This window comes from Mycobacterium sp. SMC-21 (assembly GCF_045310825.1).
Taxonomy (GTDB): domain Bacteria; phylum Actinomycetota; class Actinomycetes; order Mycobacteriales; family Mycobacteriaceae; genus Mycobacterium.
Map to the genome: position 1 here is coordinate 161470 of NZ_JBJIAO010000008.1, position 19180 is coordinate 180649.

The 19180-nt window shown below is 65.6% G+C and carries 18 protein-coding genes and 1 pseudogene; 13 read left to right on the forward strand and 6 right to left on the reverse strand.

Features of this window, described 5'->3' with window-relative positions:
• The first annotated feature begins 45 nt into the window (after window positions 1–45).
• The 6 genes from ACJH6H_RS11270 (at window position 46) to ACJH6H_RS11295 (ending at window position 6394) form a co-directional block, all read left to right on the forward strand.
• On the forward strand, window positions 46–1044 hold the full coding sequence (locus ACJH6H_RS11270) for an Acg family FMN-binding oxidoreductase (protein WP_346415016.1): 999 nt from the start codon (window positions 46–48) through the stop codon (window positions 1042–1044).
• Between the two features lie 290 nt (window positions 1045–1334).
• A complete protein-coding gene (locus ACJH6H_RS11275; protein ID WP_346415015.1) occupies window positions 1335–2153 on the forward strand; it encodes a universal stress protein in 819 nt (272 codons plus the stop codon).
• Window positions 2154–2229: 76 nt separating this feature from the next.
• Complete coding sequence (dosR, locus tag ACJH6H_RS11280; RefSeq protein ID WP_029104893.1) at window positions 2230–2877, forward strand: hypoxia response regulator transcription factor DosR/DevR; 648 nt, start codon at window positions 2230–2232, stop codon at window positions 2875–2877.
• Window positions 2878–2925: 48 nt separating this feature from the next.
• Window positions 2926–4638 carry a GAF domain-containing sensor histidine kinase gene (locus ACJH6H_RS11285; RefSeq protein ID WP_406774886.1) on the forward strand — a complete coding sequence of 571 codons (1713 nt, stop codon included), beginning with the start codon at window positions 2926–2928 and terminating at the stop codon, window positions 4636–4638.
• A 221-nt stretch (window positions 4639–4859) separates the two neighbouring features.
• Window positions 4860–5891, forward strand: a complete 1032-nt coding sequence (locus ACJH6H_RS11290) for an Acg family FMN-binding oxidoreductase (protein ID WP_346415013.1) — start codon at window positions 4860–4862, stop codon at window positions 5889–5891.
• Between the two features lie 53 nt (window positions 5892–5944).
• Complete coding sequence (locus ACJH6H_RS11295; protein ID WP_406774860.1) at window positions 5945–6394, forward strand: hypothetical protein; 450 nt, start codon at window positions 5945–5947, stop codon at window positions 6392–6394.
• A gap of 34 nt (window positions 6395–6428) precedes the next feature.
• Here the strand turns inward: ACJH6H_RS11295 and ACJH6H_RS11300 are convergent, their stop codons facing one another.
• A complete protein-coding gene (locus tag ACJH6H_RS11300; protein ID WP_406774861.1) occupies window positions 6429–7037 on the reverse strand; it encodes a hypothetical protein in 609 nt (202 codons plus the stop codon).
• Between the two features lie 252 nt (window positions 7038–7289).
• Between ACJH6H_RS11300 and ACJH6H_RS11305 the strand changes: the two genes are divergently transcribed.
• Both ACJH6H_RS11305 and ACJH6H_RS11310 read left to right on the forward strand, forming a co-directional pair.
• On the forward strand, window positions 7290–8687 hold the full coding sequence (locus ACJH6H_RS11305; RefSeq protein WP_406774862.1) for a wax ester/triacylglycerol synthase family O-acyltransferase: 1398 nt from the start codon (window positions 7290–7292) through the stop codon (window positions 8685–8687).
• A 64-nt stretch (window positions 8688–8751) separates the two neighbouring features.
• Complete coding sequence (locus ACJH6H_RS11310) at window positions 8752–9141, forward strand: STAS/SEC14 domain-containing protein (RefSeq protein WP_406774863.1); 390 nt, start codon at window positions 8752–8754, stop codon at window positions 9139–9141.
• Window positions 9142–9198: 57 nt separating this feature from the next.
• On the opposite strand, the gene ACJH6H_RS11315 is transcribed toward ACJH6H_RS11310, so the two are convergent.
• Both ACJH6H_RS11315 and ACJH6H_RS11320 read right to left on the reverse strand, forming a co-directional pair.
• Window positions 9199–11595 (reverse strand): phosphoketolase, encoded by a 2397-nt coding sequence (locus ACJH6H_RS11315; protein WP_406774864.1) that lies wholly within the window; start codon window positions 11593–11595, stop codon window positions 9199–9201.
• Complete coding sequence (locus tag ACJH6H_RS11320; RefSeq protein WP_406774887.1) at window positions 11592–12497, reverse strand: universal stress protein; 906 nt, start codon at window positions 12495–12497, stop codon at window positions 11592–11594. The genes ACJH6H_RS11315 and ACJH6H_RS11320 overlap by 4 nt, the downstream gene beginning before the upstream one ends.
• 271 nt (window positions 12498–12768) lie before the next feature.
• Between ACJH6H_RS11320 and ACJH6H_RS11325 the strand changes: the two are divergent.
• A pseudogene (locus tag ACJH6H_RS11325) lies at window positions 12769–13068 on the forward strand (universal stress protein); the annotation flags it as partial.
• Between the two features lie 86 nt (window positions 13069–13154).
• Window positions 13155–13556, forward strand: a complete 402-nt coding sequence (locus ACJH6H_RS11330; RefSeq protein WP_406774889.1) for a hypothetical protein — start codon at window positions 13155–13157, stop codon at window positions 13554–13556.
• A gap of 56 nt (window positions 13557–13612) precedes the next feature.
• Here the strand turns inward: ACJH6H_RS11330 and ACJH6H_RS11335 are convergent, their stop codons facing one another.
• Window positions 13613–14506 carry a universal stress protein gene (locus ACJH6H_RS11335; protein ID WP_406774865.1) on the reverse strand — a complete coding sequence of 298 codons (894 nt, stop codon included), beginning with the start codon at window positions 14504–14506 and terminating at the stop codon, window positions 13613–13615.
• Window positions 14507–14643: 137 nt separating this feature from the next.
• On the reverse strand, window positions 14644–14940 hold the full coding sequence (locus ACJH6H_RS11340; RefSeq protein WP_346415007.1) for a hypothetical protein: 297 nt from the start codon (window positions 14938–14940) through the stop codon (window positions 14644–14646).
• A gap of 84 nt (window positions 14941–15024) precedes the next feature.
• Here ACJH6H_RS11340 and ACJH6H_RS11345 point away from each other — a divergent pair, with 84 nt between their 5' ends.
• From ACJH6H_RS11345 to ACJH6H_RS11355, 3 genes are all read left to right on the forward strand, one after another.
• A complete protein-coding gene (locus ACJH6H_RS11345) occupies window positions 15025–16389 on the forward strand; it encodes a cytochrome P450 (protein WP_406774866.1) in 1365 nt (454 codons plus the stop codon).
• Entirely contained in the window at window positions 16386–17048 is a 663-nt protein-coding gene (locus tag ACJH6H_RS11350; RefSeq protein ID WP_406774867.1) for a class I SAM-dependent methyltransferase, read from the forward strand. Before ACJH6H_RS11345 ends, ACJH6H_RS11350 begins: the two co-directional genes overlap by 4 nt.
• Window positions 17049–17129: 81 nt before the next feature.
• Window positions 17130–18518 carry an AAA family ATPase gene (locus ACJH6H_RS11355; protein ID WP_406774868.1) on the forward strand — a complete coding sequence of 463 codons (1389 nt, stop codon included), beginning with the start codon at window positions 17130–17132 and terminating at the stop codon, window positions 18516–18518.
• Between the two features lie 24 nt (window positions 18519–18542).
• Here the strand turns inward: ACJH6H_RS11355 and ACJH6H_RS11360 are convergent, their stop codons facing one another.
• Window positions 18543–19097: a PadR family transcriptional regulator gene (locus ACJH6H_RS11360; RefSeq protein WP_406774869.1), complete on the reverse strand. Its 555-nt coding sequence runs from the start codon at window positions 19095–19097 to the stop codon at window positions 18543–18545.
• Window positions 19098–19180: the final 83 nt, after the last annotated feature.

Consider the following 19180-nt stretch of genomic DNA (forward strand, 5'->3'; position numbering starts at 1 on the left):
CGCAGGCTTCAAGGTGCACCTCGCTGTTGTCGAGAAGGACGCCGCATGACGAAAGCCACTATTTCCCTCGCGGAAATCGAAGATGCGGTACTTCTGGCCTGCAGAGCGCCGTCGATCCACAACAGCCAGCCGTGGAATTGGGTGCTCGAATCCGCCACGCTGAAGCTGTATCTCGACGCCGGCTGGCTGGTCACCACCGACGGTTCAGGCCGCCAGGCACTGTTGAGCTGCGGCGCGGCCTTGGACCATCTCCGCGTGGCGATGGCCGCAACTGGCTGGACCACCAACGTCGAGCGCTTTCCCGACCCCGAGAACCACCGGCACCTCGCCGACATCCGCTTCCAGTCGGCCGCCGGCGTCACACCGGCACAGCGACGGGCAGCAGACGCGATATTGTGCCGGCGATCCGATCGACTTCCGTTCGGCGCAGTGACAGACCGGCCCGCGTTGGTCGAAATGCTGCGGCTGGCAACGGTGAATCACCCGGCACAGGTTGACGTCCTGACCGCCCGACAACGCACCGAAGTAGCCCAGGCGTCACATCTCACCGATGCGCTACGGATGTACGACGCCGCGTATCACGCCGAATTGGACTGGTGGACTTCGTCTTTTGAGAGTACAACCGGTATTCCACACAGTGCGTTGTTGTCGGCTGCAGAAGGTGATCGGGTTGACATCGGACGCTCGTTCCCGGTTTCCCATGTCCGCGAGCGTCGCCAACATGCCGGCGATGACCAGGCCACCGTGGTGGTCATCTCCGCACTCGGCGATACGCGCGAGGACATCTTGGCGTGCGGCGAGACGTTGTCGGCAGTGCTGCTCGAAGCCACCGTCGCGGGCCTAGCCAGTTGCACGCTCACCCACCTGACGGAGCACCCGGCCACCTGCGACATCATCAGCGCGCTCACCGGCCATCCCCTGCCCCAGGTGTTGGTCCGCATCGGCACCGCCCCAGCCCTGGAGGACGTCCCGCCACCGACACCGCGACGCCAGCTGGCGGATGTTTTCCGCTTCCGGCCACATGGCTCTGATGACCGGAAGTGATGGCGGAGCGCTGGATGTGCGCCTGGCGGCCGCCCACTTGCGATACAGCCGGCCCGCTACGCACAGTGCAGCCGCAAGCGCTACACCCGTTGCCAGTTGCTTCTTCATATCGTCGACGATGACAAGTCGCCAGCCCGCTCACTAGGGCACATGGACCCACGGTCAGGCAACTAGGGACCAATGCCCCTGCCGCGGACACGGTCACCGCACCTACCGTCGACGAATACTCAGCTCGGGGATGTCAGGAGGGTGCGGAGATGTACAAGTCAGCTTCACCGTCGCCGGCCGTCGTGGTCGGCATCGACGGCTCGCGATGGTCGGTCGACGCTGCCTTGTGGGCGGTCGATGAAGCCGTCAGTCGCGACGTACCCCTGCGCCTGCTCTACGTCGTCGAGCCACGCGGTGCCGTCGATCCCCAGCAGGAAGCCCAAGATCTGGCGTGCGCCGACGTCTCCGTGCGGCGTGCGCTGGTCGCGGTCGAGTCCACAGAGCAGCCTGTCAAAGTGGAATGGGAAGTACTGCAGGGGCATCCCTCCCGGGTCCTCCTGGACGCCAGCCGATCTGCTGACCTCCTGTGTCTGGGCTCGCTCGGCATCGCGCATGCCACGGGGCACCGACTCGGTTCGACCGCGGCCACATTGGCGACTTCCGCGCCGTGTCCGGTGGCGATCGTCCGCAGCGGCAACCACCACGGGGTGATGCAGCCCAGGCACGTCGTGGTCGAAGTCGATGAAAGTCCGGACAGCGCCGTCGTTCTCGAGGCCGGAATCAGCGAAGCCCGGCTACGCGGAGTGCCCCTGACGGTGCTCGCAACGCGGCCGACCTCGCCTGCGGACGGACGGGACAAAGTGCAGGATGATGGCGTGTCTGCGCGGCTGGACAAACGTCTCGCCCGGTATCGCCTCGCCAACCCGGACATCGAGTTCAACCCCGTCGCAATCCGTGGTTCCACGATGAATTACCTTGATCGCCATGCCGATTCGATCCAATTGCTGGTGATCGGCAGGCACCGGAGGCCCGGGATGGGTGAGATCGTGGGGACGGCGCGCTCAGCCTCGCCCCAGGTGAACTGCACGGCACTGATTTGCCAACGTAATCAGCGCCTGTAGCCGAGGCCTGGCCTATCGTCATGAGCAAGACGTCAACGTTTATCAGCGCGCCGCCGGCGTGCAGAAGGGCACGCGAATGGTCACAGTATTTCTCGTCGATGACCATGAAGTCGTGCGCCGCGGACTCATCGACCTGCTGAGTGCGGATCCGGATCTCGAAGTCATCGGCGAGGCTGGAACCGTGGCGCACGCCATGGCCCAGATTCCTGCGCTCAGGCCCGATGTGGCCGTCCTCGATGTGCGTCTGCCGGACGGCAACGGCATCGAACTATGCCGCGACCTGCTGTCGCGCCTGCCCGACCTACGGTGTCTGATGTTGACGTCGTTCACGTCTGACGAGGCCATGCTCGACGCGGTCCTGGCCGGCGCGAGCGGCTATGTCATCAAGGACATCAAAGGCATGGAACTCGCCGAGGCGATCAAGGCCGTGGGCGCCGGACGGTCCCTCCTGGACAACCGTGCCGCTGCGGCGTTGATGGCGAAGCTCCGCAATGAAGCCGAGCGCTCGGACCCGCTTTCGGGGCTGACCGATCAGGAACGGGTGCTGCTGGATCTGCTCGGCGAAGGATTGACCAACAAGCAGATCGCCGCACGAATGTTCCTGGCGGAGAAGACGGTAAAGAACTACGTGTCGCGTCTGCTCGCCAAGCTGGGCATGGAACGACGGACGCAGGCCGCGGTGTTCGTGTCGAAACTGGACCGGCCGCGGCGCTCGGACGACTGATCTGCCGCCGGCGTCAAATTCCTGGCGCACCGCTGCCCCAGTGGCAGAATCACCGATGTGAGACGTCAAGACAGCAGCACTGAGCATCCGCTGCGAGCGCCGCTATCGGGACTACGGCTGCGTGAACTTCTCAGTGAAGTTCAGGACCGCGTCGAACAGATCATCGAGGGCCGTGACCGGCTCGACGGTCTGGTCGAGGCGATGCTCACCGTCACGTCCGGGCTCGAACTGGACGAGACACTGCGCACCATCGTGCGCACCGCGATCGAGCTGATCGACGCACGATACGGGGCCCTCGGTGTTCGGGGCACGGATCACGAGCTCGTCGAATTCGTCTACGAAGGCATAGACGAGGAGACCCGTTGCAAGATCGGCCCGCTGCCCCAAGGGCGCGGCGTACTCGGCGTCCTCATCGACGAACCGAAACCCATTCGGCTGGAAGACATTCGCACCCACCCCGCCTCGGTGGGCTTTCCCGAGCACCACCCTCCCATGCGCACTTTCCTCGGTGTGCCGGTCCGCATCCGCGACGAAGTCTTCGGCAACCTGTATCTGACCGAAAAAGCATCCGGACAGCCATTCAGCGAAGACGACGAAGTGCTCGCACAGGCCCTGGCCGCGGCGGCCGGCATCGCCATCGACAACGCCCGGCTCTACCGTCAGTCGCAGCAACGCCAGGCCTGGATCGAGGCCACCCGCGATATCGGTACCGCCCTGTTGTCCGGCACGGAGCCGTCGCTGGTGTTCCGCCAGATCGCAGAGGAGGCACGTTCGCTGACGGACGCGGACGCGACGCTGATCGCGGTTCCCGAGGACGACGATGCGCCGAGCAGCGAGATCACCGAACTCCAGGTGATCGACGTCGTCGGCGATGCCCGAGCATCAGCGCTGGAGGCGCCGGGGGCCCGCGGACCCATCGGCCGGGCTTTTCACGATCGAACGCCCTCGATCTGCCGGGCAGCGGAGCTACCTGAAGCAATTGCGGCCGACGTGGCGTCGGCACTGGTGCTGCCACTGCGCACCACCGAGAGCGTCATCGGAGTCTTGGTCGTGCTGCGGAATGCGGGCCGCCAGGAATTCACCGCGGATCAGCTGGACACGATGGCCGCGTTCGCCGACCAGGCCGCGCTCGCCTGGCAGCTTGCCGCCAGTCAGCGGCAGAAGCGTGAGCTGGCTGTACTGGCCGATCGCGACCGCATCGCCAGAGACTTGCACGATCACGTCATCCAGCGGCTGTTCGCGGTTGGTCTGACGCTCCAGGGCGCGATCCCGCGCGCCAAGTCCAGCGATGTGCAGCGCCGCATCACCGACTGCGTCGACGACCTCCAGGAAGTGATAACCGAAATCCGCACCGCGATCTTCGATCTGCACGGCAGCACCGCCTCCACCACTCGGTTACGACAGCGACTCGATGCCGCGGTCGCCTCTTTCTCCAGCCACGAACTGCACACCACGGTCCGCTACGACGGCCCGCTCTCGGTCATCGAGCCCGACTTGGCCGATCACGCCGAGGCCGTCGTCCGCGAAGCGGTGAGCAACGCCGTCCGTCACGGCAAGGCCAGCGCGGTCGGCGTCACCGTCAACGTCGACAACGACTTGCGTATCGAGGTCACCGACAACGGCCAGGGATTACCCGAAGGCATCACCGAAAGTGGCTTGGCGAACCTCCGCCGACGGGCGCGAGACACCGGCGGTGACATGACCGTCGGACCCGGCGTCGACGCCGGCACCGTCCTGCGGTGGTGGGCGCCGCTGCCCTGATGGGGCGACTCGGGATGCGGGTCCAATGTCTTTGGCCACCAATGACGATAGACACCGCTTCCGCCGGCATGTGGTCTGGGACAGAACTCTTCAGCAAGTGACGTAGTGCTCTGTCGATCGTGCCCGATCACCTGCAGGATCGTTGTATGAGAAACGAGCAGTGTGCGCGATCTGAAACGCACCGGGTCGACCTCGATCACAGGTCCAGTGAGGTGAATCAGATGCCCGAGACGTTCCCCGACCATCAGACGATTTGCGCGGCAATGGCGCTGGCAACGCGTGCCCCTTCGGTGCACAACACGCAACCCTGGCGGTGGCGCATCGGCGCCAACAGTGTGCACTTGTACGCCGAATCGTCACTGCACCTGATTCACACCGACCCCGACGGCCGCGACCTGCTGATCAGTTGTGGTGCGGCGCTGCACCACGCGACCGTGGCCTTCCACGCGCTGGGCTGGCAGGCGACCGTGCGCAGGTTCCCAAACCCGGCCGAGCCTGATCATCTCGCCGCGATCGAATTGACACCCTGCGTCCCAGAGCAGGCCGACATCGCTCTCGCCGCGGCGATTCCGCGGCGCCGAACCGACCGGCGGTACTACAGCGGCTGGCCCGTCCCGCTCGGGGACATCGCTCTGATGACCGCCCGCGCGGCGCGCCTCGGCATCGGCCTGCGCCGGGTAAAGCTCAACGACGTCCTCACAAATGCACTGCGGCAAGCGGTTTCACAGCATGTGCATGATCTGGACTACCTCACCGAACTGACGGTCTGGAGCGGCCGCTACGCATCGGTCGCCGGCGTGCCCGCTCGTAGTACACCCGCGCCCGACCACAGCGCTGCTCTCCCCAGTCGCATCTTCGCCGGACCCGTGCTCGGCCAGGCCGCAGGCACAACGGCCACCGATGACAACGGTTCACTGTTGGCGCTCGGCACCTCGACCGACACTCCGATTGATCGATTGCGGGCCGGAGAAGCAACGAGCGCAGTTCTGCTCACAGCCACCGCGCAGGGACTGTCCACGTGCCCCGTCACGGAGGCACTGGAGAATCCCGAGTGCCGAGCCATCGTCCGATCGGACGTTTTCGGCGATGAATTGTTCCCGCAGATGCTCATTCGCGTCGGCTGGGCACCCTTGAACGCAGACCCCTTACCCTCGACCCCGCGCCGCGCGCTGACGGACGTCGTTTCCCTTCTGCACGACGAGGACTCGTTGCCGGGTTCTCGTGCCTGCGACGACGAGGCGGCGGGTCGCTGATCCGAGCCCCGATCAACGACCCGCGCCTCTATCGATGAGATGGAGTTCGCATCATGACCGCAACACCGCACATTCAGCACCGCACCCGGATGTTCGCTCGGGTGCTCGGGCCCTATCTCGTCGTCGCGGCCGCATCACTGGTCACCCGGGCTGATTACGTCAAGACTCTGATGCACACATTCGGGGACAACTCTGTATGGCCTTGGATCACAGGCGCATTCGTCTTACCGATGGGACTGGTCGTCGTCACACTGCACCCGCATTGGCGCGGAGCTCCGGCCGCCACCGTGTCGGTGCTCGGCTGGTTGACTGTGCTCAAGGGCGCGGCGTTGATGATGTTCCCCGCGGCGTACCTGGCAACAGGGCACGACGTTCTGGCCGCCGCACCGTGGTGGCAGGCCGTCGTGATCGTCACCGGGCTGGCCGGGCTGTATCTCACCGCGGTCGGGTGGTCCCCAGATCGTCGATCAGCCCCATCCGCCGCCGTGTCCGCCGACTCCTGATGAACTCCAACGGCATTCGGCTCGGCCGGCAACGTCAGACCGGTACGATGTCCTGATTCCCGGAGTCGACGTCATTCAGTTCACGCGCAATCAATGCCATCAGCGTTCGAAGGTCATTGTTCGCGCGGTACAGATAGACCGAGGCCATCTCGATGTCTGCGACGTCCTGACTCCGAATGCCGGTCAGGCACTCACTGAATCCGGAGCCGAAATCCTCGAGAGTCTGCTGCAGGGCGGTTGTCAGTGTCGCTTTTGGGCTCGGCAACAACGCCTGTAGCTGAGGCAGGACCATCTGGCCGGCTTCGCAGGCCCGCTGAATTCCCACCATGTCAGACTTGGCAGCCGCGGTGGCGATGTTGTCCCGCTGAATCAGTAACGCGTCCAGCGGTGATTCAAGTTGCGCAAGCCACGCATGCAGTTGTTGCGATGTGGGCGGCGCCTGCTGTTGTGCCGTAGCAACTTTCGCCGGCGCTACCTCGTCATCCGGCAGCACCAGGCGGACCAGCGAAAAGCCGCCGAACATCCAACCGATGAGCATCGCCGCCACGATCAGCGCAGCGGTGATCAGAGCGAGAAACCGCCCTTGGGACGCATCTTCCACGCCTTCTGACGACGGGACATCCTCATCGGTGGATACGGCCATCGGGAAATCCTCCCTACGAATCACGACTTCAGCGGGGCAGCCACTAGATGGTGCGCCACTGGTCTGAGGCCCACACGGGTCAAAGGTCCTCTGGCAGGCAGCCGGAAGGCCACAAGCCCGGTCACGGTAGGCGCAGCAGGTGCCGAAGGTCCCTACGACCGCGGTCCATCAGCTCTGCTCGTGAACTTCCGATAGGCGCAACATCATTCGCGAACACCGCACCATTGGCAGGCCGGCCCGTAAAGGACACCGATGAACGACAACCAGCTCACCGCTCTCGATGCCGGATTCCTGCAGGCTGAGGATTCCGACAGTCATGCCAATCTTGCCGTCGCGGTGGTGGCCATCATGGAAGGCCCGGCCCCGGACTTCGCCGAACTACAAGCGGTGCTCGACGAGCGCTCGGCCGCCCTGCCCCGTTGCCGACAGGTGTTGCACTCATATCCGCTCGACCTCAGCGCTCCAGAATGGGTACCGGCACCCAGTTTCGACATCACCCACCACGTCCGCCGGCTCACCGTGACAGCGCCCGGTGATGACACTGCGATTCATCGCGCGGTGGCGAGCTTGATGGAGCGCCGCCTCGACAGATCCCGTCCATTGTGGGAAGCGTGGATGCTGGACGGTCTGGCTGATGGTCGCTGGGCGATCGTGGTCAAGCTGCACCACTGCATCGCCGACGGTGTCGCGGCGACAGTGATGCTCGCCGGTATTTGCGACAACCAGTCGGCAGCGCGCGATGAAATACCCTGCCTCCATTCGGGATCAGGTCGGCAATCGCGGCGCGGCTTCAATCCGGTCACGCTCGGCACCGATGCGTGGCGGATGGTGAGATCGACGGCGCGCAGTGGGGTGCGCATGGCGTTCGGAGCTGCTCAACTCGTAGCCGGCGTGCTCACCACCTCGACCCAACCCCTCAACGGGCAGCTCAGCGACATGCGCCGATTCAGTGCTGTCGAGGTCTCGCTACCCGATGTCCAGATGGTCGCCAAGCGGTTCGGCGTCACCGTCAACGACGTGGCTCTGGCCGCCATCACGGACGGTTTCCGGTCCGCGATGCTGCAGCACGACATGCAACCTTCGGCCGGGCCGATCCGCACCGTCGTGCCGGTTTCCGTCCGGCCTGCCGAACTACTCCACGTGCCCGACAACCGGGTTTCCATATTGCTGCCTGACCTCCCCGTCGATCGGCCGGATCCGCTCGAACAGCTTCGGCTGGTCCACAAGAGGCTGACCACGGCGAAAGGCAGTGGGCAGCGCCAGGCCGGCTCTTTGGTGGTTTCCGCAGCCAACCTGATTCCATTTCCGATCATGGCGTCGGCCGTGCGCCTGCTGGGCCGGCTTCCGCAACATGGCGTCGTTGCCGTGACGACGAATGTCCCCGGCCCGAGCCGGCGCATGCGCTTGATGGGTCGTCAGATCGCCGCGCTCGTGCCGGTACCGCCGATTGCGATGGGCATGCGCACGGGCATCGCCATCATGAGCTACGCCGATCGCCTGACATTCGGAGTCATCGGCGACTACGACGCCGAGCTCGACACGGAAGATCTCGCCCGCGGCATCGAGAACGGGCTCGCTCACCTGATCTCCGTCGCGTCAGCTGCGACGCACACTCGCCGGCTGGGCAACCTGATGCTGCTCAGCGGCTAGAACCGGCCATTACCCGCTGCTGCACAACAACTTTGCGCTCAGACTGATAGCACAGGAGTGAACCGTGATCGATCAACAATGGGACTCGGACAACTCGATTCTCACCATTCACCCGGAATCCCCGTTGAGTACCGGCGATTTTGCCGCCCTCACCCAAACTGTCGACCCGAAGATCGAGCAGGGCGGCGACCTTGCCGGCCTCGTCATCGACGCTCCGCATTTTCCGGGATGGGACAGTTTCGGGGCGATGGTGACGCACCTGCGATTCGTCCATGACCATCACCAACACGTGAAAAAGATTGCCATCGTCACTGATTCGCCGATAGCGGGCGTTGCACAGTACCTGGTGTCACACTTCATCGCGGCGGAGATCCGGAAGTTTCCCGCGGGACAGGTCGAGGACGCCACGGCGTGGATCACCAGTGGCCGTCAATCTGAGGACCCGAGCCCCTAGTCGCCGAAGCTCCTTGAGCGCACAGTCGTCATACGAGGACACATATCGCCGACGCCGTCAATCAGTTGCCGACTCCCAACGCCACTCCGTGACCTCGGGCAGATCCTCACCGTGCGTCCGGATCCATTCACGGTGGCGATCATGAGCCGCAACCATGTCTGCGCGCAGTGCGTGTACTGCGGGACCATCGAGTCCGGGCGTCAGATCGATGGCGTCGATCACGAGCTGGAAGCGGTCCATCTTGTTCAGCACCAGCATGTCGAAGGGCGTGGTCGTCGAGCCCTCCTCCAGGTATCCGCGCACATGCATGTTGCGGTGATTGCGTCGCCGGTAGGTCAACCGGTGGATCAACGACGGGTAACCGTGGTAGGCGAATATCACGGGCCGGTCGGGGGTGAACAACGTGTCGTACGCCGCATCGGTCATGCCGTGCGGATGTTGAGAGTCGGATTGCAGCCGGAACAGGTCGACGACGTTGACGACGCGAATACCCACCTCCGGCAGGTGCTCTCGCAGTATCGAAGCAGCGGCCAGCACCTCGATCGTGGGCACGTCGCCGGCACAGGCCAGCACCACATCAGGTTCTGAACCCCTGTCGGTGCTGGCCCACTCGAAGATGTCCGCGCCGCGTGCGCAGTGCACCGCAGCTTGCTCCGCGGTGAGCCATACCGGGGCGTCGTTCTTCCCGGCGACGATCACGTTGATGTAGTTCCGGCTGGCGAGGCAGTGCGCCGCTACCGACAGCAGCGTGTTTGCGTCCGGCGGCAAGTAAATGCGGGCGATATCGGCGCGCTTGTTGGCAACATGGTCGATGAAACCCGGATCCTGGTGCGAGAAGCCGTTGTGGTCCTGGCGCCACACGTGGGACGTGATCAGGTAGTTCAGGGACGCGATCGGTGCTCGCCACGGTAGTTCGCGACTCACCTTGAGCCACTTGGCATGCTGGTTCACCATCGAGTCCACGACATGAGCAAAGGCCTCGTAGCTGTTGAGCAGGCCATGCCGCCCGGTCAGCAGATAACCTTCCAGCCAGCCCTGGCACATGTGTTCCGACAAGACTTCGAGCACACGCCCGTCGCGGGCCAGGTGCTCGTCGCTCGGCAGAACTGCTGCGTTCCACTGCTTGCCGCTGGCGTCATACACGGCACCGAGCCGATTCGACGCCGTCTCGTCGGGCCCGAACAGTCTGAAGTTGCGGTAGCAGGCGTTACGCACCATTACTTCGCGCAGATATTGCCCGAGCACCCTGGTCGGCTCTGCGGTGGTGTCCCCCGGCCTGACGGTTGACACCGCGAATTCCTGGGCAGCAGGCAAATGCAAAGGTGTCAGCAGCAGGCCACCGTTGGCGTTCGGGTTCAATCCCATCTGATAATCGGTTGACGGCACATTGTCGGTCACCAGCGCTGTGGGGCAACCCATTTCATCGAACAGCTCGCCGGGGCGGTACGAATCCAGCCAATCGACGAACTGCCGGCGATGTTCCGGATCAGACCGGACATCGGCTATGGGCACCTGATGGGCACGCCACGTACCCTCAACAGGCACACCGTCGACCCACTGCGGTCCGGTCCAGCCTTTGGGCGTCCGCAACACGATCATGGGCCACTGTGGGCGCGCCGCTGGGGATGTCGCGGCACGCGCGGCGGTCTGGATTTCGTTGATCATCGCCACGACGCGATCCATCGCCGCCGCCATCTCCTGATGCATCTGTTGCGGATCGTCGCCGCTGACGTAGATCGGATGGTGCCCGTATCCCCTTAGTAGACAATCGAGTTCGGTGTCGGTGATCCGCGCCAGGACCGTCGGATTGGCGATCTTGTACCCATTGAGGTGCAGGATGGGCAGTACCGCACCATCAGTGACGGGGTTGATGAACTTGTTCGAATGCCAGCTGGCGGCCAGCGGACCGGTCTCGGCTTCGCCGTCACCGATCACACACGCCACCAACAGGTTCGGGTTGTCGAGAGCTGCACCGTAGGCGTGCGCCAGGGAATAACCGAGCTCGCCGCCCTCGTGGATGGAGCCCGGAACTTCCGGTGCGACATGGCTGGGCACGCCACCCGGGAAGGAGAATTCGCGGAACAGTGTCGCCATGCCGCGTTCATCACGGGTGATGTCGGGACGTGTTCGGCTGTAGCTGCCCTCGAGCCAGGCGTTCGCGAACAGCGCCGGCCCGCCATGACCGGGACCGATGACATACATCGCGTCGAGATCATGATCGATGATGGCGCGATTTAGGTGCGCGTAGATGAAGTTCAGCCCCGGCGAGGTGCCCCAGTGCCCCAACGGGCGGGGCTTGATGTGTTGGTGCTCCAAAGGCGTTCGCAGTAGCGGATTGTCCATCAGGTAGATCTGGCCGGCAGTGAGATAGTTGGCAGCCCGCCAGTACGCGTCCACCGATCGCAGCCGCGCCGCCGTCAAGGGCTCACGCACCTCGCGAGTTGCGCTCGTCATCGGGTGGACTCGCGAGCATGTGGCCGAGCGACGAGCACCGGGCAGTTCGCCTGGTGGATCAATTTGTGGCAGGTGGAACCGAGCAGCAGTCCGGTGGCGTCGCCTCGACCATGACTTCCCGTGACGACCAGCTGAGCGCGCTGAGCGTGGCTCAGGAGCACGTGTCCAGGATTGCCGAGTGCCGCGACGCGGCGCACGGCGACATCAGGGAATTTCTCCTGCCACCCGGCCAATCGCTCGGCCAGCAGCATCTCCTGCTGTTCCTCACGCGCCTGGCCGGTCAGGTCATTCCAGGGGCCTTGGGCATCGTAGAAATGCGCCGGCAGATAGCCCCAAACCAGGACAGCGGTCAGTCCGGTCCCGCGCATGGCGGCTTCCTCGAAGGCCCAGCCAATCGCATCCTCACTGTCCGGGGCCCCGCTGATCCCGACCACAACGGGTCCTGTCACCGGCACCCCCGGTGCGCGGACGACGACCACCGGGCTGTGTCCGTGCGCGGTCAGCGCCACTGCCACCGAGCCGGCCAGCAGGCCGGTGAACGCGTTCAGTCCGCTTGAACCGACGACGGTGAGGAATGCGCCCTTCGACAGGTCGATCAGCACGCGCGCTGGACGGCCCGCCTTTCTGGTCAACATCACCTCCAGATCAGGGTCCAGCGTCTGGACGCGATCGAGGGCCTCGTCAAGGAAGCGCTGGCCGGTGGTCTCCAGATACTTGAAGAAGCTCTCCGAGGCCCCCGGGTTGAACCCCAGCGCAAAACTCTCGAAGTCGACGGCGTGCACCAACCGGAGCGGGAGGTTGCGCAACTGTGCTTCGTTGACGGCCCAAGTCAGGGCCATCAGCGATGAGCTCGACCCGTCGATGCCGACCAAAATGTAAGGGCGGGGCGGTAATTCGGTCACAATATCCTCCGATGGCTCTGACTGTCCGATGCCCACGACGGTACGAGCGCGACCCCTCCGCTGCTATGGCCGAAAGTCACTCGTTGAGTGATCACTCGCCACCGCTCGGGACCCTCGACCCGTGGTGACTCATGCGCCGCCCCAAAGGCCTTTGTGCCCTCGCCTCCGGTTACGTACCCGGGTGAGGATTCGATGACACATCTGCGGTTCCGCACGCCAGGGCAAACCACTGCGGAACACGCGAAAAGCACCGGGAGACAATATGATCGAAATGCACGCTGGCGATTCCGTCGTGGTCGGCATCGACGGTTCGACAGCTGCCGTCTACGCCGCTCACTGGGCAGTCGCCGAAGCCATCGCCCGAGATGTCCCGCTGCGATTGGTGAGTTGCGTGCAAGGCCCGCAGCGCACGGATCGAATGGTCATCGAATACGCCAGGACCTCTCTGCGGGCGGCTCACGCAGCCATCGACGACACCGCCGCGCACGTCAAGATCGAGACCGCCGTCGTAGTCGGAGACCCGACGGCGGTTTTGATCAGCGAATCCCACGGCGCTGCCATGGTGTGTGTGGGCTCGGTCGGGATAGGTCGTTTCGCAAAAGCGCTGCTGGGATCGACCGCGGCGGGCGTGCCGAGGGCGCGGCGTGTCCGGCCGCAGTGGTCCGCAGCTACGCACCGCACCGGCGCTCGCCGGCAGGGTCGATCGTCTTCGAGGTCAATGACTGGGAAGAGAACCACGATGTGTTCGCCGCGGCGGTCGCCGAAGCGCAACTGCGTGGACGGCCCGTTGTGGCGGTCGGCGTGTGTCCGCCGGAGACCGGGATGAGTGGCCGCCAGGAGCTGCTGCGCCGTTGTGCGGTGTGGCAGGACATCTACCCCGACGTGTACATCACGGCGGTACCCATCACGACGAGTTTCGCACGGTTCCTGCAGACGACGTCCGAACCGATCAGCCTCGTCGTTGTCGGTGCCCGCGAGGCCGCCAAGCTCGTCAAAATTATTGGCTCACACGCCGACGCGAACTCCGACAACCCCTCTGTGCTCGTCGCACGGGTCTGAAAAACCTGAGGTGCGGGCGGCCGCGAACGGCCCCCTGCACCTCAGCAACGATCTGACTACCGGGCCTGCGGCCGGGCAACCAGCACCGGGCACTCGGCATGTTGCACCAGCCGGTGGCTCGTCGACCCGAGGAACCACCCGGCCACGTTTCCATGGCCGCGGGTCCCGGTGACGATCAGCTGCGCGCGCTGCGCATAGCCCAGCAGCACGTGCCCCGGATGACCGGCGGCGACCACGCGGCGGACCGCGACCTCCGGGAACTTCTCCTGCCACCCCGCCAGCCGTTCAGCCAGCAACATCGCCTGCTGGTCCTCCCGCGCCGGGCCCGGCAGCTCTTCCCATGTCGGTTCGATGTAGTCGAAATAGGCTGGGACATAACTCGATACGAGAACGGCGAGCAGTTTCGCCCCGCGCAGTGACGCCTCCTGGAAGGCCCAGCCGATTGCTTCCTCGCTGTCGGGCGCACCGCTGACACCGACCACGACGGGCCCTCCGGCGTGTGCACCGGGCGCGCGTACCACAACGACGGGACTATGGCCGTGCGCGGTCAGCGCCACCGCCACCGACCCCGCGAGCAGACCCGTGAACCCGTGCAGCCCACTCGATCCGACAACGGTGAGGAACGCGTCCTTCGACTGCTCCTCCAGCAGCTGCGCCGGGCGGCCGACCAGGTTGTGGACGGACACCTCCACCTCGGGGGCGAGTGCCTGAACACGCTCCGCGGCCTCGTTCAGGAAGTTCTGTCCCGACGTCTCCACGTACTTGAAGAAGCTCTCGGAAGCACCCGGATTGAATCCCATCACGAAATTGCCGTAGTCGACGGCGTGGACCAGGCGCAGCGGCAGGTTGCGCAGTTGCGCCTCGCCGATGGCCCACAGCAACGCCTCCAGCGATGATCTTGATCCGTCGATGCCGACCAAAACGTATGGGCGAGGAGATAATTCGGTCATGATGTCCGCTCCAGACGAAGGTGCAATTCCCGACACCTTCAACGGTACGGGCGTCGACTGCCCGGGGCTATGGCCAAAAGTCACTCGCCGGCCCGGGCCCAGAGGTACGGCTTCGCGCCGGGGCGCGTTCCGGGTGACTACTCGGTGTCGCCGACGGCTTCGAGGCGCTCGCTCACCCGAGTGAGCGCCTCGTCGAACACGTCGACCTTCTCGCCCCGCTTTTCGTTGGCGGGCTGCGCGGCGCCCCGGCCACCCTCGGATTCCACCCGCGCCGCACCCTGACGCCGCAACAAACTGAAGTTCTTCTCACGCGCCTGCCGCAGCCTGCGCTGCAGCTCCTTGAGTGCTTTCGAATCCATCCGGGCCAACGCCTCGGGATGGCTCTCGGCGATCAGTTCGTTTTCCTGCGGGGTGAGGTTCACGTGGTTGCTCATGACTGATTCATACCCGTGACTGCGATACCTGCCGGTCGAATCGCTCGACCGCGCGCCCCTGGCGCGGCATAATTCTTTATTGACATGACTGCAACCATCGACGCCCGCGACGTGGGCACGCTGCCGCTCGCGCCGAAGAATCCGCTGCCGTTACGGCAGTTGATCGCCACCCGGCAATTGCACACCGGGCTGGTCCGGCTGAGCGAGGCCGGCGGGCCCGTCAGTCGCATCGCCGTCGTACCCAAGCGCGTCGCGCCGCCCATCGTGCTCGTCACGTCGCCTGCCGGCATCCGCGACGTGCTGGGTCGCACCGACAACCTCGCCGAACGCTCCACGATCCACGAAGAAGTGCGCAACGTGGTCGGCGACAATCTCTTCGTCCTGCCCAACAAGGCCTGGCCGCCGCGCCGGCGCGCCCTGCAGCCGGTCTTCACCAAGCAGCACGTCGACCGCTTCGGCGGCCACATGTCCCAGGCTGCGCAGGCGATCGCCGACCGCTGGCGCGACGCGCATGACGTCGACCTCGACACCGAATGCCGCCGGCTCGCCATGCGGTCCCTCGGCTACTCGATTCTCGGTCTCGACATCAACGAGCACAGCAACACCATCGCCGAGAACATGCACGTGGCCTCGCGCTATACGGCCGATCGCGCCCTGCGGCCGATCAAGGCGCCGCAGTGGCTGCCGACGCTGGGACGGCGTCGGGCTCGCGCCGCGGTTGCCCGGATGCGCAAGATGACCATGGCGGTCCTGCAGGACTGCCGCGCGAACCCGGACCGCGATGCACCGTTGGTCAAGGCACTGCTCGCGGCCTCGGACCCCGACACCGGCCAGAAGCTGTCCGACGACGACATCTGCAACGACCTGCTCATCTTCATGCTGGCGGGCCACGACACGACCGCGACGACGCTGACGTACGCCTTGTGGCAGCTCGGGCGCAATCCCGCGATGCAGGACCGGGTCGCGGCCGAGGTCGCCGCGATCGGCGATCGGGAGCTGACACCCGACGACGTGCCCCGGCTCGCCTACACCGCCCAGGTACTCAACGAGTCGCTGCGGCTGTGCCCGCCGGCGGCCGGTGTCGGCCGGACGGCGATGCAGGACATCGTGGTGGACGGCCATCGCGTCGAAGCCGGCAGCATCGTGGCCATCGGCATCAGTGCCGTGCACCGGGACCCGACGTTGTGGGATCACCCGCTGGCGTTCGACCCCGACCGGTTCAGCCCCGACAACGCCAAGACCCGCGACCGGTGGCAGTTCATCCCGTTCGCCGCGGGCCCGCGGTCCTGCATCGGTGAACACTTCGCGATGTTGGTGACGACGCTCGCGCTGGCCACCATCGTGCGGTCCAACCGCATCGAGTCGCTCCACGACGACTTCCCGCTCGAATCGCCCTACACGACGGTCGCGAAAGGCCCCATCCCGGTTCGGGTCACCGCACGCGCGTGACGCCGGCGGTGGCCGACGCCCGGAGCCCGCTCGACTGGGACCACAACGCCTACTACCAGCGCCGGCTGCTGCAACTCCTGCCGTCACGGTGCCAACGGGTCCTGGACGTCGGTTGCGGAGCCGGCGGATTCGCCGTCCAGCTCGCCGAGCGCAGTGCGCACGTCGACGCGGTCGATCGCTCGGCGGTGATGATCGCCGAGGCGCAGCGCCGGACCCCGACGAATGTGAACTGCATTCAGGCCGACGTGCTGACCGACGCGCTGCCGGCAACCGACTACGACGCGATCGTGTCCATCAGCGCACTGCACCATATGCGTCTCGATGCGGTGCTGCCCCGGCTGGCCGACGCGCTTCGGCCCGGTGGTGTGCTCGCGGCGATCGCGCTGCCGCGGACAGATCTGCGGCGTGAGTGGCCGCATGAGCTCGGCGCCGCGCTCGCCCATCGCGCGCTCGGTGTCCGGTTTCGCGCCGAGCGACTGCTGGGAACCGGCACCGGGTTCGCGAAGACGCCTGACCACGACGTGATGCCGGTGGTGCTCGACCCACCGCTGACGACGCGCGAAGTCGCCGCGCAGACAGCGGAACTACTTCCGGGCGCCCACGTGCGGCGCCTGCTCTTCTGGCGTTATCTGCTCGTGTGGCAGAAGCCCACCGCGTAGCGGCGGCGAAAACTCGTTGACGGTGCCTCGGCAGCGTGCCATTCTGTCCGACTGCCCTGTTTCCGACCCACATCACCAATCATGACTCTGACGAACGACGAAATAACCCAACTGGCAACCGAATTCGCCGACGACGACCGCACGGGTCGCCGGCCGATCAGCGATGTCGCGGCGTGGCTGAACGACGTGCACCCGATGGCGCGTGTGACCCTGCATGCACTCGGCGAGTTGCTGGCCGGCGTCTCCGACCTCGACAGGGCCGAGACCGCCGACCGGTTCACCGCACGTGCGCTCGGGGTGAGCGACTGCGGTCAGCTGATCGATGAAACCCGCGATCTGAATCCCGTGGCCCGGTTGACCACGGCGTTGGCACTCGGTGAGTGGATCACTGAGCACGAGCAGGTGTGTCTGGTCGGCCCCGGCGAGTACTCGCATCCCCCGATGTGGACGCAAACCGAGATCGGCGAGCGGCAGTACCGCCACCCGCTGAGCCTGCGCGTGCACTTCCCCGCGGGGTCCCTGTTGCCCGAGGCCGGGTGCGTCATCAAGATCGAAACCCGCGAGTCGTTCAACCACTCGGCCGAGGTCAGCGTCTACGTGATGCCCGCACATCAGGCCGAGGCCCGCGTGCTGCTCGACAGGCTCGCAGAGCGTGCCAACGCGCTCAACCCGTACCGGGGCCGCGCGCTGCGCGCCACCAACGCGCATGGTCTGCAGCTCACGGTGATCGAGTTGCCGCCGGCTGTCAGCCGATCGAATGTGATTGTGCCCCAATCAGTATGGACCGAAGTCGATCTCGGCATCGCGGCGGTTCGCGATCGCCACGGCCTGCTCAACGCCCACGGCTTGGGAGCCCGCCGCGGCGTGCTGTTGTGCGGTCCGCCCGGCACCGGGAAGTCCGCGGTCAGTGCTGTCGCGGCCAGTGAAGTCGTCGGCGATTTCACCGTGATCTACGTCGAGGCCCGCGCCGGAGCGGACCTGCTGACGGTCGTCGTCGAGGAGGCTCAGCGCCTGGGCGGCCCGGTGCTGCTGGTGCTCGAAGACGTCGACCTGTGGTGCCGGGATCGCTCCGTCGGCGGCGGCGGGTTGTCGGAGCTGCTGCAGGCCATGGATATTGCCCCCGACGCCCGCATCCTGACGCTGGCATCCACCAACGACGTCGCGACTCTGGACAAGGCGGCCATCCGCACCGGCCGGTTCGACTCGGTGGTCGAGGTCGGTTACCCCGACCGCGTCGGTGCGGCCCGCATCCTGTCGGTGCTGCTCGGCGACCTTCCCGGAGGGGCGGACGTCAACACGGCCGCGGTGGCCGCGGCCCTGCCCGAGCACACCAGCGGCAGCGACATCCGCGAGATCGTCCGCCGTGCTCTGCTCGCCGGTAACGGCGAAGCCATCAGCACGGCGGCGCTGCTCGCCGAGTTGGGCACCGGTCGCTATCGCGCCGAGCCGCCGGAAGGCATGTACCTGTAGGCGACGGAACCAACGTCCCAGGGCTCAGGCGCGGTCACCCGACGACGTGAGCCTGTCCAGCACGTCCAGCGCCTCGCGGCACCAGTCGACCCAGGCTTGCTCGGTCCGCAATCCCGCCTTCAACACCAGGTGCCGCAACACGTCGGCGTCGGCGACCGGGGCCGCGAAATCTCGGGCATCGATCTCGCGGTAGTTGGCCAACATCGCTTCATGCGCGGCGAGGTGGTGCGCGATCACGGCGCGCACGGCCCCGGTCTCGCCGAGCGCCGCGGCGGCGCGCACCCGCACGGCGATGGACATCCGCTCCGGCGCGGGATCATCGATGCCACAGAGCCATTCGCCCAGCGCCGCCCGTCCCGCGGGCGTGATGCTGAAGCGCTTGGGCTGACCGCGCTCGGGGCGATCAGGCGTGGAGGCCTCGGCCAGCCCCGAGGTCTTGAGCTTGTCGAGTTCCCGGTAGATCTGCTGGTGCGTCGCCGGCCAGAAGTAGCCGAATGCCCGATCAAACCGGCGGGTGAGTTCGATACCCGTCGATGCCCGCTCCGTGAGCGCGGTCAGGATGGCGAATTGCAGCGACATGGCGTGATCGTAAGTCCCGTGCGGTTTCCGCCTACGCAGCGCGGCGGCAGAAGTCCTGTCACGACGGTTATCCAATCTGTTGC